Origin of the sequence: Streptomyces sp. NPDC001678 (genome assembly GCF_042892945.1) — a bacterium.
Taxonomy (GTDB): domain Bacteria; phylum Actinomycetota; class Actinomycetes; order Streptomycetales; family Streptomycetaceae; genus Streptomyces.
Genome location: NZ_JBIAUP010000003.1, coordinates 215,167 through 239,875 on the forward strand (window position 1 = coordinate 215,167; position 24,709 = coordinate 239,875).

Here is a 24,709-nt window from a genome sequence, read left to right on the forward strand (position 1 = left end):
CGGTAGCCCGGCGGACCGGGAAGCGCAGTTGTAGGATGACTGGGCAACCGGTTGAATCAGGAACATCCGAAAGCCCGTCCGGAGGACAGATGGCACTGCGAGCGGCGGGACGCCAGTCCCTCGTGGACACCGTCGTGGAACAGCTGCGCGCCCAGGTGGCCGCCGGCGAGTGGCGGGTCGGGGAGCGCATCCCCACCGAGCACGCCCTCGCCGAGCAGCTGAAGGTCGGCCGCAACACGGTCCGCGAGGCCGTCCGCGTCCTCGTGCACGCCGGGATGCTGCGCTCCCGGCAGGGCGAGGGCACCTTCGTGGTGTCCACGGCCGACCCCGCCGAGGTCATGCGCGGACTGCGGCGCGCGGGAGTGCGTGACGTGCTGGAGCTGCGCATCGCCCTGGAGGTCGAGGCCGCCCGGCTCGCGGCGCTCCGGCACGAGCCCGCCGACCTGGAGCGGATGCGGGCCGCGCTCGACGCCCAGACGGCCTTCGAGGACCCCGACGGCCAGCCCGACTCCGGCAGCCTGGATCTCTACGCGGACCACGACGTGGAGTTCCACCGAGCCGTCGTGGAGGCCGCGCACAACAGCGCGCTGACGGCGACGTACACCTGGTTCAGCAGCTCGGTGCGCGAGGCGCTGGTCGCCGGGCTCAGCGACCGCGACATGCCGCGCATCGTCCACGGCGACCACCACGCCCTCATGGACGCCATCGCCTCCGGCGACCCGGACACGGCCGCCAGCGCCGCCCGGGCGCTGCTCGAGCGGCCCAAACAGGCCGTCGAGTCCCTGCTCGGCAACGGCTGACCGCGCGAGCCGACCGCTCGCCGAGCCGACCCCCACCGGGAGCCGACCGCCCCGGCCATTCCCCGCACCGACCCTGGAGGCACCCCCTTGTCCGAAACGAGGTCCGACACCCCCGACATAGCGCCGGTCCGCGATACAGCACTGGCCGCCGTACCCGCCAGGCGGGGCGTCCTCACCCACCCCGCTTTCGCGATGCTCGGCATCGTGCTCGCCTCGCTGAACATGCGGGCGGCACTCGCCGGGGTCTCGCCGCTCATGAGCGAGATAGGCGGCCACTTCCATCTCTCGGCGGCCATGAGCAGCCTGGTGACCACGATCCCGCTGGTCTTCATGGGGCTCGGCTCGATCGTCGCGCCCCGGCTCGCCCGGCGCTTCGGCACGGAGGCCGTGCTGTGCGGGGCGCTCGTGCTGCTGTGCGGGGGCATCCTGCTGCGCGTCGCGCCGCCCGTGGTGGCGCTGTTCGTGGGCTGCGCGCTCGTCGGCACCGCGATCGCCCTGCTCAACGTGCTGATGCCGGGCCTGGTCAAGCGGGACTTCCCGGACCGCGCCGCGAGCATGACCGCGCTCTACTCCACCACGCTGATCCTCGGCGCCACGGGCTCGGCCGCGCTGTCCGTGCCGCTGGAGAACGCCCTGGGCGGCTGGCGGGGCTCGCTCGCCTCCTGGGCGCTGCTCGCCGCCGTGGCGGCCCTCGTCTGGCTGCCGCAGGCGGTCCTCACCCGGACCCGGCACAACGCCGCCCGGACGGACGCCCCCACCACCGGGTCCGCCTCGGCCACGCCGGACGACGGCCCCCGGCTCACCCGGTCGCCCCTGGCCTGGCAGGTCACGCTGATGATGGGCACCCAGTCGCTGATCGCCTATGTGTGCATCGCCTGGATGCCGACGATCTTCACCGATCACGGGATGAGCAAGGGCGAGGCCGGTCTGGTCTACGCGTTCTACACGCTGGTGCAGATGGCCGGTTCGTTCGTCGTGCCGCTGATCGCGGGCCGGATGCGCGACCAGCGCGTACCGGTGGTCGCCGTGGTGGCCCTGATGACGGCGGGCGTCACCGGCCTGCTGATCGCCCCCGCGGCGGGCGCGTGGGTGTGGGCGACGCTCATGGGCGTGGCCCAGGGCGGTCTGCTGGGCCTGGCCCTGACGTTCATGGTGCTGCGCACCCGCGACGCGCACACGGCCTCCCGGCTGTCGGGCATGGCCCAGACGTGGGGCTATCTGCTCGCCTCCGTCGGCCCGTTCGCGATCGGCTGGGTGTACGGGGTGACGGACAGCTGGACGCTGCCGGTCTCGCTGCTGCTCGTCGCCTGCGCGGCGCTGCTCTTCCTCGGACTGGGCGCCGGGCGCGATCGGAAGATCTGAGGCGTTGGGGGAGTGGAGGGACGGCCTGCGCCGCCCCTCCACTCCCCCGTTCGCTCTCCCGTTCGCGCGCTGTCCCGTTTGCAAAGTCCGCAGGAGGAATCCGCCGTCATGCGCACAGCACCCCGGATCACCGTCCCGGCCCGCCTCGTCGAGTACCACGAGGACGCGTCCGAGGGCGAGGGCGGCCCCGAGTGGATCGCCGCGCTGCCGGATCTGGCGGCGGACTTCCTCGACCGCTGGCGGCTGCGCGTCGACGGCCCGGCGGCACACGGCATGGTGGCGCTCGTCCTGCCCGTACGGCGTGCGGACGGCTCCCCCGCCGCGCTGAAGCTCCAGCCGGTCACCGAGGAGAGCGCCGGTGAGGCACCGGCGCTGCGGGCCTGGGCCGGCGCGGGAGCGGTGGAACTCCTCGACCACGACGCGGAGTCCGGCACCATGCTGCTGGAGCGGCTGGACGCCGGCCGCTCGCTCCAGGACGTTCCCGACGCGGAGGCGGCGCTGCTGTCGCTGACCGGGTTGCTGGGGCGGCTGCTGGAGGCGCCCGTACCGGCCGGGCTGCGGACGCTGGGCGGGGTGGCGGAGGCCATGCTGGCGGACGTGCCGACAGCGCTGCCCGCCCTGTCCGACGCTGCCGAACGCGCCCTGCTGCTGGACTGCGCGGCCGCCCTCCGGGAGGTCGCCGGCGAGCCGGGCGACCGGCTGCTCCACTGGGACCTCCACTACGAGAACGTGCTCGCGCCCCTGCCCGGTACGGACAGGGGCGCGTGGCTGGCGATCGACCCCAAGCCGCTGGTGGGCGACCCGGGCTTCGACCTGATGCCGGCCCTGGACAACCGCTGGGAGGACGTCGTCGCCACCGGCGACGTGACCCGGGCGGTGCGCCGGCGCTTCGACCTCATGACGGACCTGCTGGGCCTGGACCGCGAACGGGCGGCGCGCTGGACGCTCGCCCGGGCCCTCCAGAACTCCCTGTGGGACGTCGAGGACGGCGAGACCCGCCTCCAGCCGGAGCAGATCGCCATCGCGAGGGCCCTGCGGGTGTGAGGCCCGCTGCCGGAGGGGCCGCACGGCCGCCCCTCCGCCCCTGCTCCCCCGCTCCTACTCCTCCCCGGCCAGCGTCAGCGCCCGCAGCTTCCGCGCGGCGAAATACGTACCGGCGACGGTCGCGACGACCAGCAGGGTCAGCCCCAGGGGCAGCGACACCTGGGCGTTGATCGCACCGTCCGCGGCGATCCGCTGGCCCAGGGCCAGCGCCCACTGCTGCACGCTGAGCGTCCGCGCCCCCGGGATGAGGCTGCCGAACAGCGACTCCCAGACGAGGGCGTAGACGAGACCGGCGATCACCGCGTGCCGGGTGACCGTCCCCAGGAAGAGGAAGATCGCGCTGTAGGCCACGGAGGCGACCGCGGCGGCGACGGCGTAGGCCACGGCGATCTGCTGGCTGTTGCCGTTGAGCACGAAACCGGCGATGAGCGTGGGGATCGCCGAGAAGGCCACGGCGACGCCGATGGCGACGATCAGCTTGGTGATGACGATGACGTGCCGCTTGACGGGTTTGGCCAGGAGGTAGACGACGGACCCGTCGTCGATCTCCGGGCCGATCGCGCCCGTACCGGCGATCACACCGATCAGCGGCACCATCGTGGCCACCGCGAAGCCGCCCAGGACGTTGGCGGCGGTCTGGTCGTCCGCGCCGCTCAGCGCCCGGATGGCGATCGAGATGGCCAGCAGCAGGGCGGGCAGGGCGAAGAGGACGGCGGCGCGGCGGCGGCCGAGGAGGCCCCGGTATGTCAGCCGGGCGACGGTCGGGTGGTAGAGCTGGTGGAGCGACATCGTGAGCCTCCTTTCAGGCCGTGACGAGGTAGGAGAAGACCGATTCCAGGGACTCGTCGGAGGGCGAGACCGTCAGGAGCCGGATGCCGTGCGCGTGGGCCACGCGCGGCAGGAGTTCGGTGAAACGGGTGAAGTCGACGGCCTGGACGCGCAGGGCGCCCTCCTGGACGTCCACCTCGATGCCCGCGGTCGACGGGTCGGCGATGAGCGCGGCGGCCAGGGCGCGGTCGTCGCCGGACCGTACGAGGTAGCGGTGCGGGCGGTCCGTCATCAGCCGGCGGATCTTGCGGAAGTCGCCCGACGCGGCGTGCCGGCCGGCGACCACGACCTCGATATGGGCGGCGAGCTGCTCGACCTCCTCCAGGATGTGGGAGGAGAACAGCACGGTCCGGCCCTCGTCGCCCATGGACCGCAGCAGGTCCATCAGCTGCATCCGCTGGCGCGGGTCCATGCCGTTGAAGGGCTCGTCGAGGAGGAGCACGGAGGGCTCGTGGACGAGCGCGGAGGCCATCTTCACGCGCTGCCGCATGCCCTTGCTGTAGGTGGCGATCTTGCGGTCCTGCGCGTACTCCATCTCGACGGTGGCGAGGGCGCGCTGGGCCTCCTTCGCCCCCAGCCCGTGGAGCTCGGCGTTGGCCAGGACGAACTCCCTGCCGGTCAGGAAGTCGTACATCGCCTCGCGCTCGGGGACGACGCCGATGTGGCGGTAGATCCGCTCATTGCGCCAGATCGGCTCGCCGTCGAGCGTGACCGTTCCGGTCGAGGGCGCGAGGAAACCACCCATCATGTTGATGAGAGTGGACTTGCCCGCTCCGTTGGGGCCGAGGAGCCCGGTGACGCCGGGGGCGACGGACATGGACACGTCGTTGACGGCGACGACGTTCCCGAACCAGCGGGAGACGTTGTCGATGTGGATGGTCGTCACAGCCCGGCCTTTCGGTAGCGGCTCATCAGGAGGCCGTAGCAGCCGGCGATCACGCCGAGGAGCACGGCGAGGTAGACGACGCCCGCGCCCGTGCCGGGGCCATGGGTTTCGGGGAAGGCGCTGGTGGCGCCGAGGAACGCCGTCTGGACACCGTCGATGAGGGTGATCGGGGAGAAGAGGCCGAGCCAGCCGACGAGCGAGGGGTTGTCGCTGGCCAGGGCGATTCCCTGGACGGTGGTGACCGCGCCGTAGGGGATCGTCAGTACGGCGATGACGCCCGCGACGCCGAAGCCCCGGCGCGGGGTGAGCGCCGCGACGACCAGGCCGATGCCGGCGAAGAGGAGCGAGAGCAGGGTCACGGAGACCATTCCCTGGGCGAAGCCCTTCGTCTGTTCGACGAAGTCCAGCTTGGCGAGCAGGGCGCCCGCGTAGAGGATCAGCAGCGGGGTGGCCGTCAGGGCGAACAGGGCCGAGGCCATCGCCGCGAACTTGGCGACGACGTAGTCGACGCGCTCGATCGGGCGGGAGAAGTACAGCGGCACGGTCTTGAACCGAAGGTCCCGTGAGACCGACTGGGGGGCCTGCGCGGCCAGGTAGAGGCCGATGACCGCCTGGAGGTAGATCGCGTAGCGCGTGTACTCCATGGGCAGCCGGTTCATCTTCGTCGTGACGGCGACGGCGACCACGATCGCGGCCGGGAGGCACATCACGCCGAAGAGGATCATCGGCAGCACCTTGGACTTCGCCGACCGGCCGAGGCCGTAGGCGCCGCGCAGGCTCTGGGAGAACAGCGAGCGACGGGCGTAGGCACGGCCGAGGCGGGGGCCGCTGTAGTCGCGGTAGCCGATGTTGTGGATGACGTCCTGGGAGCGGTGGCCGCGCCCCGGTGCCGTCGTGGTCTCAGGCGGCATCGACGCTGCCTCCGTTCTGCTGCGCGCGCTTGTCGCTCTTCTTCTGCTTCTGCTGCCAGCCGGCGCCCCACACGGGCGCCCGGTCCGGCGCGCCGGGAGCGCCCGGGGTTCCGGGGGCGGCGGGGTGCGGAGCGGCGGACTCGTCGTCGCGGAAGAGCTCCGCGATGCGGTGGCGGCGCTGCTCCATGCGGACCAGGCCGATACCGAGCCCGGCGACGGCGTCCCGGACGATGTCGTACGTCCCCTCGTCGACGACGTCGACGAGCAGCACCCGGCCGGACATGGGCGAGCCGTCGGCCGCCCGGCCCGCGGGCCGGGTCGTCAGGCCCGCCCCGTCGAGGGCCGCCAGCAGCGCGCCGGTGCCGTCGGGGCAGGCGTCGGTGTCGGTGACCTCCACCGCGAGGGAGCCCGTGGCCTGGGTGAATTCGTCCGTGGACGAGGAGCGCAGCAGTGCGCCGCCGTCGATGACGACGACGTGGTCGCAGGTGCGCTCCAGTTCGCCGAGCAGATGTGAGGTGACCAGGACCGAGATGCCGAAGTCGGTGTGGATGCGGCGGATCAGGCCCAGCATCTCGTCCCGGCCGACCGGGTCGAGACCGTTGGTCGGCTCGTCCAGCAGCACCAGCTGGGGGTCGTGGACCAACGCCTGGGCGAGCTTGACCCGCTGCTTCATGCCGGTGGAGTAACCGCCCATGGGGCGGTACCGCTCCTCGTAGAGCCCGACGTGGCGCAGGGTGTCCGCGGTCCGCTCACGGGCGGCGGTGGGCGGCAGGCCCGACATCCGCGCCATGTGGACGACGAACTCGGTGGCCGACACATCGGGCGGCAGGCAGTCGTGCTCGGGCATATAGCCGACCCGCTCACGGATCCGGGCACCCTGGGTGGCCACGTCCAGGCCGAGCACGCGGGCGTTGCCCTCGGTGGCGGGCGAGAGACCCAGCAAAATTTTGATCAGCGTGGACTTGCCGGCCCCGTTGGCACCCACCAGACCGGTGACTCCCGGATTGATGTCGACGGTGAGCCGGTCCAGAGCGGTCACCCGGGGGTACCGCTTGCTGAGGCTTTCGGTAGCGATCACAGTCACTCTTCGACCGTAGTAGCGGAAATCGCGGCAGTCGTCAGACCAGACGGCTGGTTGTCCGTAGTCCTCGGGTCTGACGTGACCGTTCGGGCGGAGGGGGCACCGGGCCGCCGGGATCGGCCGGATCCCTTGACGCAGCCGCCAGTCATTGTCACATTCATCACTGGCAACTTTCGTATGTGGCTTCGCACTTCGGATACCGGAAACGGAACTGGTCGGAGGGTGGCGGTCGGTATGACGAGTTCGGTGAGCACCGCGGAGCTGCGCGGATTCCGGGAGACCCAGCGGCTCGCGTACGACTGCGCGGAGGCGGTCGCCGCACGGCTCGTGCCGGGGGTGACCGAGCGCGAGGCGGCCCGGATGCAGCGGGAGTGGCTGCGCGAGCGCGGTGTCCGCGACTGGTTCCACCTGCCCTTCGCCTGGTTCGGCGACCGGACGGCCTTCACGGGCTTCCGGGTGCCGCTGGAGTTCTTTCCCACCGGGCGGCGGCTGGAGCCGGGGATGCCGTTCATCCTCGACCTGGCGCCGGTGCACGGCGGCTTCACGGCGGACGTCGGCTACGCCGGCTGCCTGGGCGCGAACCCGCTGCACGACCGGCTGCTCACCGATCTGGCCGCCCATCGCGGGCTGATCCTCCGCGAGGTGCGCGAGCGCCGCCCGCTGCGGGAGATATACGAGGACGTGGAGCGCCTCATGGCGCGCCAGGGCTACGTCAACCGCCATCGCGCCTATCCCTTCGGAGTGATCGCGCACAAGGTGGACCGGCTGCGGGAGCGCCGCTGGTCACCGCGGCTGTTCGGCTTCGGCACCCAGGCGCTCAAGGGCCTCGCCTCCGACGCCCTGCGCGGACACCGGGAGGGCTGGTCGCCGCTGTGGAGCCCCCACCGCCGCTCCGACCACCCGCCACGCCCCGGACTGTGGGCGGTCGAGCCCCACCTGGGCTTCCGGGGCACAGGTGTGAAGTTCGAGGAACTCCTGGTGGTCACCGACTCACGGGATCCCGAGGAGAGCGCGTTCTGGCTGGACGACGATCTGCCGCATGTGCGGCGCCGGCAGGAGGAGAGGACGGCCGTATGAGCCTGGAGAGCGAGGGCGCCCGCGAGCGCCGGGTCACCACGGGCGGGATCGAGCTGTGCGTCCTGGAACTGGGCGACCCCGCCGACCCCACGGTGGTGCTGCTGCACGGCTACCCCGACAGCAAGGAGGTCTGGTCCGAGGTCGCCCGGCGGCTGCGGGACCGCTTCCACGTGGTGCTCTACGACGTGCGGGGCCACGGCCGCTCCACCGCGCCGAGACCGCTGCGCGGCGGCTTCACCCTGGAGAAGCTCACCGACGACTTCCTGGCCGTCGTGGACGCCGTGAGCCCCGACGCGCCCGTGCACCTGGTCGGGCACGACTGGGGATCGGTGCAGGGCTGGGAATTCGTCACCGTCGAACGTACCGAAGGCCGCATCGCCTCCTTCACCTCCGTCTCGGGACCGTCCCTGGACCACTTCGGGCACTGGCTCAAGGAACGGGCCGCACGGCCCACCCCGCGCCGTACCCTCCAGCTCCTCGGCCAGGGGGCCCGCTCCTGGTACGTCTACGCCCTCCACACCCCCGTCCTGCCGGAAGCGGCCTGGCGCGGCCCCCTCGGCAAGCGCTGGCCCAAGATGCTGGAGCGGCTGGAGACCCTGCCACCGCAGGCCCCGGCCGGCTACCCGACGGCCTCTCTCCCGGACGACGCCGCCCATGGCGCCTGGCTCTACCGCGACAACGTCCGGGCCCGGCTGCGCCGCCCCCGCCCGGACGCCCACGCCCATGTGCCCGTCCAGCTGATCACCCCGACCGGCGACCCCTATCTCTCCCAACGCCTCTACGACGACCTGGAGCGCTGGGCCCCCCGGTTGGTGCGGCGCACCCTGACCGCCGGGCACTGGGTGCCCCGCACCCGGCCGGACCAACTCGCCACCTGGATCGGCGAGTTCGTCACCGCCCAGGAGGCCGCTCGCCACGAGGGCCTGCCCGCCCGGGTGCCCGTGGGCAAGGGCCCGTACGCCGACCGGTTCGGCGGGCGGCTGGTGCTGATCACGGGGGCGGCGAGCGGCATCGGGCGGGCCACCGCCTTCGCCTTCGCCGAGGCCGGGGCGCGCGTCGTCGCGGTCGACCGGGACGCGGAGGGCGCGGTCCGCACCGCCGAGCTGGCCCGGCTGACCGGGGCCCGGGACGCGTGGGCCGAGTGCTGCGACGTCTCCGACGAGCATGCCATGGAGAAGCTGGCCGCCAAGGTCGCCGCCGAGTACGGCGTGGTGGACGTGCTGGTCAACAATGCCGGCATCGGCTTCTCCGGCTCCTTCATGGACACCACCACCGACGACTGGCGCAAGGTCCTCGACGTCAATCTGTGGGGCGTCATCCACGGCTGCCGGACCTTCGGCAGGCAGATGGCCGAGCGCGGACAGGGCGGCCACATCGTCAACACCGCCTCGGCCGCCGCCTTCCAGCCGACCAAGGCCCTCGCCGCGTACGCCACGTCCAAGGCGGGCGTGCTGATGCTCAGCGAGTGCCTGCGGGCCGAGCTGGCCGGACAGGGCATCGGGGTCAGCGCGATCTGCCCCGGCATCGTCAACACCGCCATAACGACGAGCGCGGGCTTCGCGGGCGTCCCGGAAGAGGAACAGCAACGCCTCCAGGAGAAGACCGCCCGCCTCTACGGCAAGCGCAACTACCCGCCGGAGAAGGTCGCCGAGGCGATCCTCCGGGCCGTGGCCGAGGACCGGGCCGTGGTGCCCGTGGCCCCCGAGGCACACGGCATGCGCCTGATCTCCCGCTTCGCACCACGGCTGGGCCGTCGCATCGCCCGCATCGACCCGCCCCTGTGAGCGATCCCCCGCTCCGGGCGGATCCCCGTAGCGTGCGGTCCCCGCCCCCACCGAAAGTGATCTCCCTTTCCGGAGGAGCGCCTTCATGAGAGACCGATACCGAATAGCCCCTCGACGCGTGTCGTTCGACTGGCAGGACACGCCCCTGCACTGGATCCCGGACGAGCCCACGGCCACCCATGTCATCAACGTCCTCCACCTCCTGCTGCCCGCCGGTGAGCGGTGGTTCGTCAAGGTCTTCAAGGAAGCCTTCCCCCTGGTGAGCGACGAGGCGCTACTCAAGGACGTGAAGGGCTTCATGGGGCAGGAATCCACCCACAGCGTCCAGCACTCCTATGTGCTGCGGCACCTCGCCGAACAGGGGCTGGACACCGCCCGGTACACAAAGCACGTCGACTTCCTGTTCGACGTCCTGCTCGGCGACCGTCCCCCGTTCGGCCTGCGGATCTCCGAACGCGAGTGGCTGCGCTTCCGGCTCTCCGTGATCGCCGCCACCGAGCAGTTCACCGCGGTGCTCGGCGACTGGGTCCTCCGGGCCGACTCCCTCGACGAGGCCGAACCGGACCCCGTGATGCTGGACCTGCTGCGCTGGCACGGCGCCGAAGAGGTCGAACACCGGTCCGTGGCCTTCGACATGTACCAGCACTGCGGCGGCCCGGACCCCGCGCGCTACGCGCGCCGGCTGCTCGGCATGGCGATCACAGCGCCGGTGCTCTTCTACCTCTGGGGCTGGGGCTCGGGCTATCTGATCCGCCACGACCCCTGGCTGGCGGGCCGGCTGCGCTACTCGCTGCGCGAGCACAACCGGGCCGTCGCCAAGGGCCTGTTGCCCTCCTGGCGGGAGCTGGGCTCGGCCGTCCCCCGCTACGCGCGGCGCTCGTACCACCCCTCCCAGGAGGGGTCGCTGCGCAAGGCCCTCGACTACCTGGCGACCTCGCCCGCGGCCCGCGCCGCGGCGGGCGCGGTGGGCCGGGCGGCCCTCTCGTAAGCCGCCCCCCGACGGCGGCCTTCTGTAAGGAGCACCCCTGTGCCGGAAGCGGAGTACCGGATCGAGGACCTGGCCCACCACAGCGGCACGACCGTCCGCACCATCCGCGCCTACCAGGACCGCGGACTGCTGCCCAAGCCGGAGCGGCGCGGCCGGGCCAACGTCTACCGGGACACCCACCTGGCCCGGCTCCGCCAGATCGGCGGACTCCTCGACCGCGGCTACACCCTCGCCAGCATCAAGGAGCTGCTGGACGCCTGGGCCACCGGCCGCGGCCTGGGCGGGGTGCTCGGGCTGGTCGCCGAGATCGACGGCCCGTGGTCCGACGAGGAACCCGGCCGGATCACCCGGGCCGAGCTGGACGAGCGATTCGGCGGGACCCAGGACGACGAGGCCGTCACGGACGCCGTCGGCCTCGGCGTCCTGCTCCCGCTGCCCTCCTCGCCCGGGGAGTTCCTGGTGCCCAGCCCCCGGGAGCTGGCCGTCGCCGCCGAGCTCCACGCGGCCGGCGTCCCCCTGCACGCCATCTCCGGGCATCTGCGTGAACTGCGTACCCAGGTCGAACACATCGCCTCCCGTTTCCTCGACTTCACCACCGAACACGTCTTCCAGCAGTTCCTCGGCCATCCCCCCACCGACGAGGAGGCCACCGAGGCCGCCTCCCTGGTCCGCCGTCTGCGCCCCCTGGCCCAGCAGACAGTCGACGCCGAACTCGCCCGCGCGATGCGCACCTTGGCCACCCGCCACCTTCACCAGCACCTGGACGCATGGGCACCGGACGCCGCCCCGAGCGACTCCACCGAAGCCGGCCGCGAGCCCGCACCGGAGCGGACAGCACCGCCCACCGAGAAGCAGCGGCCCGTCACGGAGCAACCGCCCGCCGTGGAGCAGGTGGTCTTGCCCGCCGCGACCGTCCGGGCCGTCCGGGCACTCGTCGGGACCGGGAACGTCGCGGCCTTCATCACCGCCGCCGCCGAACGGGAGGTACAGGCCCGCGTCATGGACGGGCTCCTCCCTCACCCCTGAGGCCCGGCCAGAGACCCGAACAGAGACCCAAGGAGAGGCCCGCCCGGAGCTCGTCCCCTCAGTGGTCGGCGAGCCAGTTGCCGTGGAAGCCGTAGGGCACTCGCCCGGGCAGATGTATCGCGGCGACGGGCGGCGCGGCGAGATCGTCGGCGTCGAGCACGACCAGGTCGCTCCGGTCGGTGGCGACGTCGTACACATAGGTGAGCAGCCAGCCCGGCCCGCCCGGGCATTCGTCCGCCGGCGCGAAAGCCGCCTCGGCCGGGACGCGCCCCGGCCCGAAGGTGTGCCGGGCGACGGATCCGGTGCGCAGGTCGTAGCGGAGCAGCTCACCGGCGGCCCGGCCCGCCCCCGGGCTCTCGCCGACGGTCACATGCCCGTACCGGGCGAAGCGTCCGGTCAGACGGTCGTCGATCCTGGGGAACTCGCAGGGCTGGTCGTCGAGTTGCTCCTCGCTCACCGTTCCCCGGGTCAGATCGACGGTCCATCGCCATAGCGCGGGCCGGGCCGCCGGGCCACCGTTCTCGTCGGCGAAGAGACGCGGGTACCGGATGACATGGAGCACGATCCGCTCGCCGTCGGCGGCGCTCTCGTCGTACGCGTTGAGGGCGTGGAAGACGTAGCAGGGTTCGATCGGAAGCCAGCGGACCGCGCCGTACGGATCGTCCCGGCGGAGCACACCCAGCCGGGCGCCGTGGTCCGGCCGCCATGTGTAGGGCATGCCCTGGCGCGTTCTCGCCCGCTCCTCGTCGAACACCACCGGCAGATCCATGAAGACGACGTGGGCGGCGGTGAGATGGAAGTCGTGCGTCATCGTGTGCACCGGCACGTCTATGGCTCTGCTGAGCGTCAACTCACCGTCGGCGTCGGCACGGTGATAGGTCAGATAGGGCGCCTCGCGACCGCCGTAGCCAAAGAAGTGCAGCTCACCGGTGTCGGGGCAGGTCTTGGGGTGCGCGGTCATCGGTGTGGTCAGCCGGCCGCCGAAGTCATACGGCCCGACCGTCTCCAGCTCACGGTCCTTCCGCAGGTCCAGCTCGTACGGGAAGGACGACTCGATCAGGGCGAGGGTACGGCCCGCGTGGCGCACCACATGGGTGTTGGCCCGTCCGGCGGTGAGATCGACGTGGCCCTCCGCGTCCCGGAAAGGGGCGCCGTGTGTGAAGGCCGAGGTGCGGACCCAGCGGTTGCGGTAGGAGGTGGCCCTGCCACCTTCCAGCCGCACCCCGTGGATCATGCCGTCGCCGAGGAACCAGTGGCCGGAAGCGGCGTCGTGGGGATTGGGGCCGTTGCGCAGGTACCAGCCGCTGAGCTCGGGCGGGATCGTCCCGGTGACCGGAAGGTCGTGGGCGGTGAGTTCCTCGGTCACCGGCGCGAAGTTGCCGGCGAGATGAGCGGGTGCGGTCGTCATCGTGCGGCCTCCTTGAGGCTCTCGTCGAGGGGTTCTCATCGGGGTTCCCGTCGTCTCATCGGGGGTTCCCGCCGGGTTGCTATCGGCGGCCCGGACCCGCTCACAGGGCGTGTCCGGGCCCTTTGCGCGTCAGGCCGCGCCGCGCGGGGCCATCCGGGTCCGGACCCGCTCGGGGTAGCCGGCGGTGAACACAGCGGGCAGCGCGAACCCGGCGACCTGGAGCGGGATGGACACCCCGGCGCCGAGGCCCTCGGCGTAGACGGCGGTCAGCGCGGCGGCGGTCAGCGTGAACGCCACCGCCCAGACGGCAGTGATCACCACATTGATCCGGCGGAAGATCGCGGTGCGCCACACCTCGGGCGGGGTCTGGCGCTTGGCGATGCCCGTGGTGAAGGGACGGCGGACGGCCAGGGTCGCCCACGCGGTCACGGCGAGCCAGCCCAGCGAGAGGGCACCGCCGTAATGCCGCAGCTCACTGTGCGGGAGGGCGAAGGCCACGGCGGTGAGGGCGACGAAGTAGACGGCTGTGCTGATCTCGAGGATCAGCGAGTCGGCGGTGTCGCCTGCCCGGCGCGCTGTCACCAGCAGCGCCACGGCCACCGCCAGAGCGGTGGCCGCCCCCCATTGCCAGCCGAGGGGGGAGACGGCCGCGAAGGCGATCCAGGGGGTGAAGCCGCGCAGATAGTTCATGGAGATCTCCCTCAGACGATCCGGCCAGGCCCTTGGCCGGCCCACCCGTGCGCCGGCCCCGTCGACCGACCTTCCAACTTCGACATGTCAAAGCTAGAAGGTCCTGCCTTGACGTGTCAAGAGTGGAATGTAGGGTGGGCCCATGAGCCTGAGACACGCGCTGCTGGGTCTGCTGTCCGACCGCCCCGCCAGCGGATACGACCTGATGAGGCGCTTCGAGACCTCGCTCTCCAACGTGTGGCCTGCCACCCAGAGCCAGGTCTACGGCGAGCTGGGCAAGCTCGCGAAGAGCGGGCTGCTCGAAGTGGCGGCGGAGGGCCCGCGTGGGCGCAAGGAGTACGCCATCACCGAGGAGGGCCTCGCCGAGCTGCACCGCTGGCTCACCGAGACCCAGCCGGAGCGGATGCGCCGCAGCGAGGCGATGCTGCGGGTCTTCTTCCTCGACCAGCTCACCCCGCTGGAAGCATTCACCTACCTCTCCACCGAGGCCGAGCGGGCCGCGGGGCAGCACGAGGCACTGGAAGGGCTGGAGAAGTCCGTCGAGTGGGACGACGGCCCGCTGTCGGTGAACGGCCGCCTCGCCCTGGAGTACGGCCTGCGCTTCACCGCCATGTACGAGGAGTGGGCCCGCTGGGCGGCGGCGCAGGTCGAGGCCCGCTCCGGCCGGCGCCTGACGCCCTCAGAGCCCGGGGGCGCCCCAGACCGGGAACCAGCGGCCCAGGTCCTCCTCGATCCGCAGATCGTCGGCGAGCAGAGCCCTGACCTGTAGTTCCAGCTCGTTGTCCCGCTTGTCCGCCACGGCGGCCCGCTTGTCCGCGACGACGGCCCCGTCCCCGCCGGCCACCGGCGCGAAGGGGTAGAAGGTGCCTCGCTTGTAGAGGTAGACGAGGGCGAGCGGGCGCCGTCCCTCATCGCGGAAGCCCATCAGCGAGCAGAGCAGCTGGGGGCCGAACCCGCCTTCCTGGAGCAGGGTGTTCACCGCGTGCAGGTCGTTGACCAGGGCGGCCGTGTCGTCCGCGGGCCGTCGCGCCAGCAGCCAGCTGTACCCGTAGGAGTCCCGGCTGAACTCCACGGGCTCGCCGTCCCGTTCGGCGTCGGCGTCCAGCAATTCCCCGACGTCCCGCCGGATCCGCTCGAACGCCCCTCCCTCCACACTCGCGAAGCACACCGAGCCCAGCCCGGTCGGGGCGAACCCGGCACCGGCCCGCAACGTCACGGCGGCGGAGGGCAGGGCGAACAACTGGTCGAGATCGGGGCGGACCGGCTTGCTGCGGCCGAGAATCACATCCAGGAAGCCCACGGGCCACGTCTCCCTCCGCGTCGGTCGGTCACCTGTCACGGGCGGCCGAGCTGGGCCGAGATCCGCCCCAGCTGGTCCAGCCGCTGTTCCAGCGTCGGGTGCGAGGACAGCAGCCGGCTCAGGCTGTCCCTGCTGAGAGCGGGTGCGAAGTAGAAGGCGTTGAAGGGCTCGGCCTGCCGCAGATCGCGCGTCGGAATGCGGGCCATCTGCCCGGTGACCTTGGTCAGCGCGGACGCCAGCGCCGAGGGCCGGCCCGTGAGCAGGGCGCCCGCCCGGTCGGCGGAGAGCTCGCGGTAGCGCGACAGCATCCGGGTGAGGAGGAAGCTGATCGCGTAGACGACGGCGCTGACCAGCGGTACCAGCACCATGATCAGAGCCGTGTTGGCGTCCCGGCCGCCCACCCGGCGCAGACCGCCCCACAGCCCGATCCGGGTGATGATCCCGGCCAGGACGCCCAGGAAGGACGCGATGGTCATCACGGCCACGTCGCGGTGCGCGACATGGGAGAGCTCATGGGCCAGGACGCCCTCCAGCTCCTCCGGCTCCAGCCGTCGCAACAGCCCTGTCGTCGCGCAGACCAGGGCGTTGCGCTGATCGCGTCCGGTGGCGAAGGCGTTGGGCACGTCGCTGTCCGCTATCGCCACGCGCGGCTTGGGCATGTCGGCGAGCGCGCAGAGCCGGTCGACGGCGCCGTGCAGCTCGGGCGCCTCCTGCGGGGAGACCTCCCGGGCGCCCATGCCGAAGGCGGCGATCCGGTCGCTGAACCAGAACTGGGCGACGAACAGACCGCCCGCGAGAACCAGGACGAACGGCCAGGCCCCGCGCAGCAGCGCCACCAGCACACCTACGAAGACCACGTAGAGCAGCCCGATGAGGAACATCGTGCCGACCATGCGGGTGGTCAGCCCCCGGTCGGGGGCGAATCGGGTCCCTTGCACGGCAGACCTCCAAGGCTCCGCGAGCATGCCCCCGTAGTGGAGCATGCCCCCCAGTAGGTGCCTCTGACCCGATTCTCCCTCTCCACCGCGCCTTGGGCGGGCTCTCCGTACGTTGGGCAGGCTCGCCGTAGGTTGGGCGGGCTCGCCGCCCACCCCGCCCCGGGACGGCCTCCCCGGTCAGGAGAGCTGTGCGAGACCCTCCGTGGCGATCTTCTCGAAGACGGCGACGTCCACCGCGAAGATCGAGTCGGCGATCGGCCAGTGCACCACGATCTCGTCGATGCCCAGCTCCGCGTGCGAGCCGGCGAAGTCGACGAAGGCGTCGAAGGAGTCCAGCGGCCGGTCGGGGGTGAAGCCGGTGAGCATCACCTTGGGCAGCTCGGCGACGTCCCGCCCGGCGTCGGCGCAGATCGCGCCGAGCCGCTCGATCTGCCCGGCGATGGCCGCCCGGGACTGCTCCGGGGTGCCCGTCTCGTAGATCTTCGGGTCGCCCGTGGTCACCCAGGCCTGACCGTGGCGCGCGGCGAGCCGCATCCCGCGCGGGCCGGTCGCGGCGACCGCGAAGGGCAGACGGGGGCGCTGCACACAGCCCGGGATGTTGCGGACCTCGTGCGCCGAGTAGTGGTGACCCTCGGAGGTGACCACGTCCTCGGTGAGCAGCCGGTCCAGCAGCGGCACGAACTCGGCGAAGCGGTCGGCGCGCTCGCGCGGCGTCCACGGCTCCTGCCCGTCCCGCAGCAGCGCCGTGGCGTCGAAGCCGGAGCCGCCCGCTCCGATGCCGAGGGTGATCCGCCCGCCCGAGATGTCGTCCAGGGAGATGAGCTCCTTGGCGAGCGTGACCGGGTGCCGGAAGTTGGGGGAGGTGACGAGGGTCCCCAGGCGCATCCTGGACGTGACGCCGGCCGCCGCGGTCAGGGTCGGTATCGCGCCGAACCACGGTCCGTCGCGGAAGGTCCGCCACGACAGGTGGTCGTAGGTGTACGCGGTGTGGAAGCCCAGTTCCTCGGCTCGCTGCCAGGACTCACGGCCGCCCTCGGACCAGCGGCGGTCGGGAAGGATCACGGTGCTCAGTCGCATGGGACCGAGCGTAGGCGCTGGGTGCGACAACCGGGCCGCGGGGGAGACCGGCCGGCGGCGCCCGGCTCAAGACCGCGCCTCGTACGCACGCTCGTACGCATGTCCGCGGCACGTGCCGGAGAATGAGAAATGTGACTTCCGCTACCGAGCAGCCCGAGACCCCGGCCACGCGCCGCACCGCCGCGACCACCCGGCTGATCGCCACCGATCTGGACGGCACCCTGCTGCGGGACGACAGGACGGTCTCCGATCGCACGGTGGCGGCCCTGGCGGCCGCCGAGGAGGCGGGCATCGAGGTCTTCTTCGTCACCGGGCGCCCGGCCCGCTGGATGGACGTCGTCCGGGACCATGTGCACGGTCACGGCCTGGCGATCTGCGCCAACGGCGCGGTGGTCGTCGACCTCCACGACGGCGGCCGGTTCGTCAAGGTGCGCCCTCTGGAGTCCGGCGCCGCCCTCGCGATCGTCCGCGCGGTGCGCGCCGCCGCGCCCGGTGCCTCGTTCGCGGTCGAGCGCGCCTCGGGCATCCACTACGAGCCGCACTACCCGCCCTTCCAGACCGACCCGTACGCGTCGATCGCCCCGGCGGAAGAGCTGCTGAACAGCGGCGACGGCCACGGCCCCGTCGTCAAGCTCCTCGCCTTCCACCCCGAGCTGGCCCCGGACGAGTTCCTGGAGCTGGCCCGGGCCGCGGCCGGTGAGCACGGCGTGTTCACCCGCTCCAGCCCGACGGCCCTGCTGGAGATCAGCGGCCCCGGTGTGAGCAAGGCCAGCACACTGGCGCAGTGCTGTGCGGAGCGCGGCATATCCCCCGAGGAGGTCGTGGCGTTCGGTGACATGCCGAACGACCTGGAGATGCTCGGCTGGGCCGGCACCGCCTACGCCATGGCCAACGCCCATCCCGATGTTCTCGCCGCCACCACGCTTCGCACGGCCGCCAACACCGAGGACGGCGTGGCGGCGGTCATCGAGCAGATCCTGCACGGCCTGTCGTAGTCACCCCGGCACCCGGTTCCGGCTGCCACCCTGCCGTCCGGGCCCGGCCCCGGACGGCGGATCTCACCCGGACGGCGGGTTTGAACACTGGGCCGCGGCCTACAGCACGACTCCGCGCGCCCGCAGCCAGCGCACCGGGTCGACGGCCGAACCGAAGTCCGCCGTCGTACGGACCTCGAAGTGCAGATGCGGCCCCGTGGAGTTCCCCGTGGTCCCGGTCAGCCCGATCCACTCGCCCGCGCGGACCTGTCGCCCCGGTGTCATGAGCGGCGCCGACAGATGCGCGTACTGCGAGTACCAGCCGTCCTCGTGCCGGATGACCACGCTCATCCCGAACGGACCGCCGCATCCGGTGGCGACCACCGTCCCGGCGCCCACCGCCCGGACGGGGGTGCCGGTGGGGACGGCGAAGTCCTGCCCGGTGTGGCCGTTGGCCCAGTGGGCGCCGGTGCCGCCGAAACCCGCCGTGAGCTCGTAGGCCACCAGGGGACGCGTCCAGCCGCTCCGTGAGATCTCCGGCGGGCGGTTGGCGGCGTCCTGGGTGTCCTCCTGCTCGCTCTGGAGCCCGTCGAGGTCGACCGGCATGCAGCGGCCGCTGCGGATGGCCATGTCCGCCATGGTGTTCAGCTCGCCCCGCGCCTTCGCCAGCCGCTCCTCCAGGGCGGCCTTCTCCACCCGGAGGCGGGCGGCGTCCTCGGTGAGCGCCAGCAAGGAGGTAGTGGTCGACAGCCGGTCGGCCGCCAGCGTGCGGCTCCTGCCGTCGGCCTCGATCAGTATCCGCGCGAGCCTCTCCCGCCGGTCGGTCTCCTGGTACTGAAGCTCCAGCAGCTCCAGGGGCTCGTCGGCGACCGCGGCGCTGCCGGGGGCGGTGAAGCCCCCGGACCGGTACTGCGCCCGGGCCACGGCCCCCGCGTCACGGCGCAGGGCGACGGTGGCGAACCGCTGGCCCGCCCACTGGCGGGTGAGCCACTCGCCCCGGGCCCTCTGGTCCTCCGCCGCGCGTACCCGGAGCTCGTAGCGCTGGCGGAGCCGCCCGGCCTCGCGGGCCAGCCGGACCACCTCCGTGCCGACGCGTACCAGCCGCTCCGGGGCACGAACGGCGGAGGACGGCTCAGCGGCGACAAGCGGGAGGGTCAGCACGCAGAGCGCGCACAGCGCCGCCCCCTTGTGCGCCCGCCCGTACGAACCGCTCGAACGTCTCGAACGGTGAATGCGACATGTGCGATATGAACGCAGCACCATGTTCGCGATCTTCACCGGCGTACCGGCCGGGCGCGCCCGCGGAAGACCGTTCGGAGGAACTCAGCCACCCACAGGGCCGCAGACAGGGCCTACAGGGGCGCTTCCCACACCACCCTCGTGCCGCCCCCGTCCTCGCCCAGACCCGGCCCGTACGAGCTGGACCCGCCGAGCGACTCGGCACGCTTGGCGAGGTTGCGCAGCCCGCTGCGGCGGCCGCCCTCCGGGATGCCCACCCCGTCGTCGGAGACGGTCAGCCGGACTCCTTCCCGGCCGTCCGGCAAGGTGATCGTGGCGTCGACCAGCACCTCGATGCGGGACGCCCGGGCGTGCCGGAAGGCGTTGGAGAGCGCCTCCCTCAGCGCGGCGATGAGGTTCTTGCCGGTGAGCTCGCCGACCTTCGCGTCGACCGGGCCGACGAAGTTCGCGGAGGGCTGGAAGCCGAGCGGCACGGCCGCCGTGCCCAGCTCGCGCAGCACACGCGTCCGCAGCCCGGCGGGCGCCTCCGTGGGCTCCTGCTGCAACGCGAAGATGGCCGTGCGGATCTCCTGGATGGTCACGTCCAGCTCGTCGACGGCCTGGCCGACCTTCCCGCGCACCTCGGTCTCGGCGGCGAGCCGCTGGGCGCCCTCCAGCAGCAGCCCGGTGGCGAACAGCCGCTGGATGACGAGGTCGTGCAGGTCACGGGCGATCCGGTCGCGGTCCTCGTAGACAGCCAGCCGCTCCCGGTCGCGCTGGGCCTCGGCCAGGACGAGCGCGAGGGCGGCCTGCGCGGCGAACTGGGTGGCCAGGACGCGTTCGGTGGCCGTGTACTTGCGGGCGCCGCGCCGCCGGGGGATGGCGAGCGTGCCGAGCACCCGGTCGCCGCTCTTGAGCGGCAGCAGCATGCTCGGGCCGAACCGCGGCGCGACCTCCGTGATCATGCGCGGGTCGGTGGCCGAGTCGTCGACGAACACCGGCTCCCCGGCGAGGAGCTGGGAGACGACCGGGCTGTGCGGCGGTATCACCGTCCCCATGAGGCCGGCGGGCTCCTCGGCGGAGACGGCGACCATCTCCAGCCCTCCCTCGCCGTCCGGCAGCAGCACGATGCCGGCGGACGAGTCCGCGAGCCTGCGCGCCTGTTCGGCGACGACCGCGAGCGCGTCCTCGGCGTCGCTGCCCGACAGCAGGGCCGTCGTCACCGCGACCGAACCGTCGATCCAGCGCATGCGCTGCCCGCGCTCCTCGTGCACGCGCGCGTTGCCGATCGCGATGCCCGCCTCGGTCGCGAGGATCTTCACCATGTGCAGGTCGGCGACGCCGAACTCGCCGCCGTCGCGTTTCTCGGTGAGGTAGAGGTTGCCGAAGATCTCGCCCCCGACCCGGATCGGCACACCCAGGGCGTGCCGACCGTCGGGAAAGGCCGCGACACGCTCGTACTCGTCCTCCGCGACCCCGTGGGTGACGAAATCCGACATCCCCTCGCCACCGGCGTCGAGCACGCCGATGGCGGCGTACCGGGCGTCGGCGAGTTCGGCGGCGGTCCGGCAGATGCGGTCGAGCGTGGTGTGGAGCTCCATGCCGGTGCCCACCGAGCGCATGGCCTCCAGCAGTTGCGGAACGCGCCCGGTGAGCTCCGTGGACAGGCCCTGGAGGCTGCGGGTGGCCTCCGTGGCGACGTCCAGCGAGTCCATCGGCTCCCGGTCGGGCACGGCCCCCCGCGGGTCCCGGTCCTGCGGGTCGGAGGGGTGTGCCGTGGCTGCCATGGGGCCGAGCCTAGTAAGCACCATTTGCCGGGGAAAGCGCCATGAGGCTGGTGTCCGCCGCCGCTTCCCGTGCCAGCGCCCGGCGGAAGGGCCCGGGCGCCTCCGCGAGCTCTTCGTACGCCCCTCGCTGCACCACGCGCCCCCGCTCCAGCACGAGTATCTCGTCGACGGCCGCCAACCCCGCGAGCCGGTGGGTGATCAGCACCGTCGTACGGCCTTCCGTCGCCGCCAGCAGATCGGCCGTCAGGGCGTCGGCCGTCGCCAGGTCGAGGTGCTCGGCGGGTTCGTCCAGTACAAGGACCGGGAAGTCCGCCAGCAGGGCCCGGGCCAGGGCCAGCCGCTGCCGCTGGCCTCCGGACATCCGCGCGCCGTGCTCGCCCACCAGCGTGTCCAGCCCCTGGGGAAGGCCGTCCACCCACTCCAGGAGCCGCGCCGCCCGCAGTGCCTCACGGAGCTCCCCGTCGTCCGCGCCGGGCCGCGCGAGCCGCAGGTTCTCGCGGACCGAGCTGTCGAAGATGTGGGCGTCCTGCTCGCACATGCCCACCAGCCGCCGCACCGCGTCCCCGTCCGTCGCCGCCGCGTCCCGCCCGCCGAGGGTGTACGAACCGGCCTCCGCGTCCAGGAACCGCAGCAGCACCCGCGCGAGCGTGGTCTTGCCCGAACCGGACTCCCCCACCACGGCGACCCGGCGGCCCGCCGTGAGCTCCAGCGCGAAGCCGTCCAGGGCCGGGACGGACTGCCCCGGATGGCGTGCCGTCAGCCCCGTCACGCGCAGCGGGAACGGCGACTTCGGCGCCGCCCCCGTCCCGTCCCGTACGGGCACGGGCGCGTCCAGCACCTCGTACACCCGCTCCGCCGAGCGCCGGACGCGCTGGCGGTACTGCACCGCGAGCGGCAGCCCCGCGACCGCTTCGAACGCGGCCAGCGGAGTGAGCACCACCACGGCCAGCCACACCCCGCCGAGCCGGCCCTCGTGCACGGCGTCCGCCCCCGCCCATGCCGAGACGGCCACGGTCAGCCCACAGGCCAGGGCCGACAGACCCGAGCCGAGGGCCGTCGCGGCGGAGGCCCGCCGGGCGATCCGGGTGAGCGCCGCGTCGGCGCCCCGCAGCCGCTCCAGCCGGCCGGGCAGGGCACCGGCGACCGTCAGCTCGGCGGTGCCGTTCAGCACCTCGACCACATGCGTGGACAACTCCCCGCGCGCGGGCGCCAGCCTGCGCTCCGCACGCCGGGCAACCGCCCCGGACAGCGCGGCCGCGACCGGCCCGGCGACCAGCAGCCCCACCGCCAGCGCCGCACCGGCCTCCGGCAGCAGCCACGCGGTGAAACCGACCGACACGGCGCCGACGAGCACGGCCGCGCCGAGCGGCAGCAGCCAGCGCAGGAAGTAGTCCTGCAACGCGTCCACATCGGCGACCAGCCGCGAGAGCAGGTCACCGCGCCGGGTGTCCCGCAGCCCCGACGGAGCCAGCCGCTCCAGCCGCCGGTAGACCGACACGCGCAGCTCGGCGAGCACACGCAGGGCGGCGTCGTGCGAGACCAGCCGCTCGGCGTAGCGGAACACGGAGCGGCCGATGCCGAAGGCGCGGGTCGCGGTGACGGCCACCATCAGGTAGAGCACGGGGGGTTGCTCCGAGGCGCGGGAGATCAGCCATCCGGAGACGGCCATCAGGCCTACGGCACTGCCCAGGGCTAGGGCGCCCAGCAGCGTGGCCAGGGCGAAGCGGCTTGCGTACGGGCGCCCGGCTGCCCGGATGCGGGTCAGAACCCCCGCGCTGCGCGCGGGGTCATGCCCACCCGCCCGCCCGGCGACCGGAACCGTGTCGACGTCCGAGGGGGCCACTGGCAGGTGATCCAGTACCCGGCGTACAGGCCGACCAACGACGGCCTTGGGCGCCTCCAGCCGTACCACCCTGTCCGCCACCGCCAGCAGTGCCGGGCGGTGTACGACCAGGACGACCGTGCGGCCGGCGGCCAGCCGTCGTACCGCCTCGACCACCGCCGCCTCGGTCTCCCCGTCCAGCGCGGCCGTCGGCTCGTCGAGCAGCAGTACCGGCCGGTCGGCCAGGAACGCCCGGGCCAGCGCGAGGCGTTGGCGCTGCCCGGCGGACAGCCCGCTCCCGTCCTCGCCGAGGCGAGTGTCAGTGCCCTGCGGCAACATGGAGACGAACTCGAGCGCCCCGGCCGCGCGCAGTGCCTCCCGCACCTGTGCGTCCGTGGCGCCGGGCCGGGCCAGCCGGACGTTCTCGGCGATCGTCCCGGCGAAGAGATGGGGCCGTTGCGGGACCCAGGCCACCTGGTCCCGCCAGCTTTCGGGGGAGAGCGATGCCAGATCCGCGTCACCGACGAACACCCGCCCGCTCGCGGGCTGTTCGAGGCCGAGCAGCACGTTCAGCAGGGTGGACTTGCCGACGCCGCTGGGCCCGGTCACCGCGACCGTCTCCCCGGGCCGGACCGCGAACGAGGTCTCGGCCAGCGAGGGCGTGTCGCGCCCCGCGTGCCGCACCACGAGCCGGTCCACGGTGAGCGCCGCGCCCCGCGCGTCGGGGGCGGGGAGGGTGCCGGCGGGCGCCGGCTCGGTCTCCAGCACCGCGAAGACCTCGTCCGCCGCGGCCAGCCCCTCCGCCGCCGCGTGGTACTGAGCGCCCACCTGCCGCAGCGGAAGATAGGCCTCAGGGGCCAGGACCAGCACCATCAGACCGGTGTAGAGGTCGAGTTCGCCGTGCACGAGCCGCATGCCGATGCCGACCGCGACAAGCGCGACCGACAGGGTGGACAGCAGTTCCAGCGCGAAGGAGGAGAGGAAGGCGAGCCGCAGGGTGCGCAGGGTGGCCCGCCGGTAGTCGGCGGTGATCGCGCGGATGGCTTCGGCCTGCGCCTTGGCCCGGCCGAACACCTTGAGCGTGGGCAATCCCGCGACGACGTCCAGGAAGTGGCCGGACAGCCGGGACAGCAGCCGCCACTGCTTGTCCATCCGGCCCTGGGTGGCCCAGCCGATCAGGGCCATGAAGAGGGGGATGAGGGGAAGCGTGAGGACGATGACGAGCGCCGACACCCAGTCGGCGGAGACGATCCGGGCGAGGACGGCCACGGGCACCACGGCCGCGAGACCCAACTGGGGGAGGTAGCGGGCGAAGTAGTCGTCGAGCGCGTCGATCCCTCGCGTGGCGAGGGTGGTCAGCTCGCCGGTGTTCCGGGTGCCGGGGCCGAGCCTGGTCGCGTGTTCGAGCAGCCGGGTCCGCAGGGCGGACTTGACCGCCGCGCTCGCGCGGTGCGCGGCCAGTTCGGTGAGCCAGGCCACCGCCGCCCGGCCGAGGGCGACGGCGGCCAGCAGCGCCAGGGGCAGCCCCAGGTCGCGGGCGGTGAGCCCGCGTTGGAAGGCCCCGGTCACCACCTCGGCGACGAGCATCGCCTGGGCGATGACCAGGCCCGCCCCGGCCAGCCCGAGCACGACCGAGGCGGCCAGGAAGAAGCGGGTCGCCGCGGCGTGCCGCAGCAGTCGGGGGTCGACGGGCTTCACGACACGCCCC

At 72.8% G+C, this 24,709-nt stretch carries 21 protein-coding genes; 9 read left to right on the forward strand and 12 right to left on the reverse strand.

Annotation, left to right across the window (positions count from 1 at the left end):
* Positions 1-89 precede the first annotated feature (89 nt).
* From ACFYZR_RS07740 to ACFYZR_RS07750, 3 genes are all read left to right on the forward strand, one after another.
* Positions 90-800, forward strand: coding sequence for a FadR/GntR family transcriptional regulator (locus ACFYZR_RS07740; protein WP_391906550.1), 711 nt, complete (start codon positions 90-92; stop codon positions 798-800).
* 87 nt (positions 801-887) lie between these two features.
* Positions 888-2,162 (forward strand): CynX/NimT family MFS transporter, encoded by a 1,275-nt coding sequence (locus ACFYZR_RS07745; protein ID WP_391906552.1) that lies wholly within the window; start codon positions 888-890, stop codon positions 2,160-2,162.
* Positions 2,163-2,270: 108 nt separating this feature from the next.
* Positions 2,271-3,206, forward strand: a complete 936-nt coding sequence (locus ACFYZR_RS07750; protein ID WP_391906554.1) for an aminoglycoside phosphotransferase family protein — start codon at positions 2,271-2,273, stop codon at positions 3,204-3,206.
* A 54-nt stretch (positions 3,207-3,260) separates the two neighbouring features.
* Here ACFYZR_RS07750 and ACFYZR_RS07755 read toward each other — a convergent pair whose 3' ends face one another.
* The 4 genes from ACFYZR_RS07755 to ACFYZR_RS07770 are packed head-to-tail and all read right to left on the reverse strand — an operon-like array spanning position 3,261 to position 6,909.
* On the reverse strand, positions 3,261-3,995 hold the full coding sequence (locus ACFYZR_RS07755) for an ABC transporter permease subunit (protein ID WP_391906557.1): 735 nt from the start codon (positions 3,993-3,995) through the stop codon (positions 3,261-3,263).
* Between the two features lie 13 nt (positions 3,996-4,008).
* A complete protein-coding gene (locus ACFYZR_RS07760) occupies positions 4,009-4,920 on the reverse strand; it encodes an ABC transporter ATP-binding protein (RefSeq protein WP_391906560.1) in 912 nt (303 codons plus the stop codon).
* Positions 4,917-5,831 (reverse strand): ABC transporter permease, encoded by a 915-nt coding sequence (locus tag ACFYZR_RS07765; protein WP_391906563.1) that lies wholly within the window; start codon positions 5,829-5,831, stop codon positions 4,917-4,919. Before ACFYZR_RS07765 ends, ACFYZR_RS07760 begins: the two co-directional genes overlap by 4 nt.
* Positions 5,821-6,909 carry an ABC transporter ATP-binding protein gene (locus ACFYZR_RS07770; protein WP_391907306.1) on the reverse strand — a complete coding sequence of 363 codons (1,089 nt, stop codon included), beginning with the start codon at positions 6,907-6,909 and terminating at the stop codon, positions 5,821-5,823. The genes ACFYZR_RS07765 and ACFYZR_RS07770 overlap by 11 nt, the downstream gene beginning before the upstream one ends.
* Before the next feature lie 237 nt (positions 6,910-7,146).
* On the opposite strand from ACFYZR_RS07770, the gene ACFYZR_RS07775 reads away from it, so the two are divergent.
* The 4 genes from ACFYZR_RS07775 to ACFYZR_RS07790 all read left to right on the forward strand — a co-directional run bounded on the left by ACFYZR_RS07775 (position 7,147) and on the right by ACFYZR_RS07790 (position 11,787).
* The gene (locus ACFYZR_RS07775) at positions 7,147-7,989 is read left to right on the forward strand and encodes a M24 family metallopeptidase (RefSeq protein WP_391906566.1); all 843 of its coding nucleotides are present in this window, start codon (positions 7,147-7,149) and stop codon (positions 7,987-7,989) included.
* The gene (locus ACFYZR_RS07780) at positions 7,986-9,773 is read left to right on the forward strand and encodes an SDR family oxidoreductase (RefSeq protein WP_391906569.1); all 1,788 of its coding nucleotides are present in this window, start codon (positions 7,986-7,988) and stop codon (positions 9,771-9,773) included. The genes ACFYZR_RS07775 and ACFYZR_RS07780 overlap by 4 nt, the downstream gene beginning before the upstream one ends.
* Positions 9,774-9,858: 85 nt before the next feature.
* Positions 9,859-10,761, forward strand: coding sequence for a metal-dependent hydrolase (locus ACFYZR_RS07785; protein WP_391906571.1), 903 nt, complete (start codon positions 9,859-9,861; stop codon positions 10,759-10,761).
* A 39-nt stretch (positions 10,762-10,800) separates the two neighbouring features.
* Positions 10,801-11,787 carry a MerR family transcriptional regulator gene (locus ACFYZR_RS07790; protein ID WP_391906574.1) on the forward strand — a complete coding sequence of 329 codons (987 nt, stop codon included), beginning with the start codon at positions 10,801-10,803 and terminating at the stop codon, positions 11,785-11,787.
* A 58-nt stretch (positions 11,788-11,845) separates the two neighbouring features.
* Here the strand turns inward: ACFYZR_RS07790 and ACFYZR_RS07795 are convergent, their stop codons facing one another.
* Positions 11,846-13,195 carry a carotenoid oxygenase family protein gene (locus tag ACFYZR_RS07795; protein ID WP_391906577.1) on the reverse strand — a complete coding sequence of 450 codons (1,350 nt, stop codon included), beginning with the start codon at positions 13,193-13,195 and terminating at the stop codon, positions 11,846-11,848.
* Between the two features lie 129 nt (positions 13,196-13,324).
* A complete protein-coding gene (locus ACFYZR_RS07800) occupies positions 13,325-13,885 on the reverse strand; it encodes a hypothetical protein (protein WP_391906579.1) in 561 nt (186 codons plus the stop codon).
* A gap of 142 nt (positions 13,886-14,027) precedes the next feature.
* Here ACFYZR_RS07800 and ACFYZR_RS07805 point away from each other — a divergent pair, with 142 nt between their 5' ends.
* The gene (locus tag ACFYZR_RS07805) at positions 14,028-14,654 is read left to right on the forward strand and encodes a PadR family transcriptional regulator (RefSeq protein ID WP_391906581.1); all 627 of its coding nucleotides are present in this window, start codon (positions 14,028-14,030) and stop codon (positions 14,652-14,654) included.
* Here the strand turns inward: ACFYZR_RS07805 and ACFYZR_RS07810 are convergent.
* The 3 genes from ACFYZR_RS07810 to ACFYZR_RS07820 form a co-directional block, all read right to left on the reverse strand.
* On the reverse strand, positions 14,565-15,185 hold the full coding sequence (locus tag ACFYZR_RS07810; RefSeq protein WP_391906584.1) for a hypothetical protein: 621 nt from the start codon (positions 15,183-15,185) through the stop codon (positions 14,565-14,567). The two genes, ACFYZR_RS07805 and ACFYZR_RS07810, sit on opposite strands and share 90 nt — an antisense overlap.
* Before the next feature lie 35 nt (positions 15,186-15,220).
* A complete protein-coding gene (gene htpX, locus ACFYZR_RS07815) occupies positions 15,221-16,123 on the reverse strand; it encodes a zinc metalloprotease HtpX (protein ID WP_391906586.1) in 903 nt (300 codons plus the stop codon).
* Between the two features lie 177 nt (positions 16,124-16,300).
* Positions 16,301-17,200: an LLM class flavin-dependent oxidoreductase gene (locus tag ACFYZR_RS07820; RefSeq protein WP_391906588.1), complete on the reverse strand. Its 900-nt coding sequence runs from the start codon at positions 17,198-17,200 to the stop codon at positions 16,301-16,303.
* 122 nt (positions 17,201-17,322) lie between these two features.
* Here ACFYZR_RS07820 and ACFYZR_RS07825 point away from each other — a divergent pair, with 122 nt between their 5' ends.
* Positions 17,323-18,195, forward strand: a complete 873-nt coding sequence (locus tag ACFYZR_RS07825; RefSeq protein ID WP_391906591.1) for an HAD family hydrolase — start codon at positions 17,323-17,325, stop codon at positions 18,193-18,195.
* Positions 18,196-18,294: 99 nt separating this feature from the next.
* On the opposite strand, the gene ACFYZR_RS07830 is transcribed toward ACFYZR_RS07825, so the two are convergent.
* The 3 genes from ACFYZR_RS07830 to cydD all read right to left on the reverse strand — a co-directional run bounded on the left by ACFYZR_RS07830 (position 18,295) and on the right by cydD (position 24,699).
* Positions 18,295-19,335: a M23 family metallopeptidase gene (locus tag ACFYZR_RS07830; protein WP_391906594.1), complete on the reverse strand. Its 1,041-nt coding sequence runs from the start codon at positions 19,333-19,335 to the stop codon at positions 18,295-18,297.
* Between the two features lie 191 nt (positions 19,336-19,526).
* Positions 19,527-21,125 carry a GAF domain-containing protein gene (locus ACFYZR_RS07835; protein WP_391907308.1) on the reverse strand — a complete coding sequence of 533 codons (1,599 nt, stop codon included), beginning with the start codon at positions 21,123-21,125 and terminating at the stop codon, positions 19,527-19,529.
* Positions 21,126-21,189: 64 nt separating this feature from the next.
* Positions 21,190-24,699 carry a thiol reductant ABC exporter subunit CydD gene (gene cydD / locus ACFYZR_RS07840; RefSeq protein WP_391906597.1) on the reverse strand — a complete coding sequence of 1,170 codons (3,510 nt, stop codon included), beginning with the start codon at positions 24,697-24,699 and terminating at the stop codon, positions 21,190-21,192.
* Between the last annotated feature and the right edge of the window lie 10 nt (positions 24,700-24,709).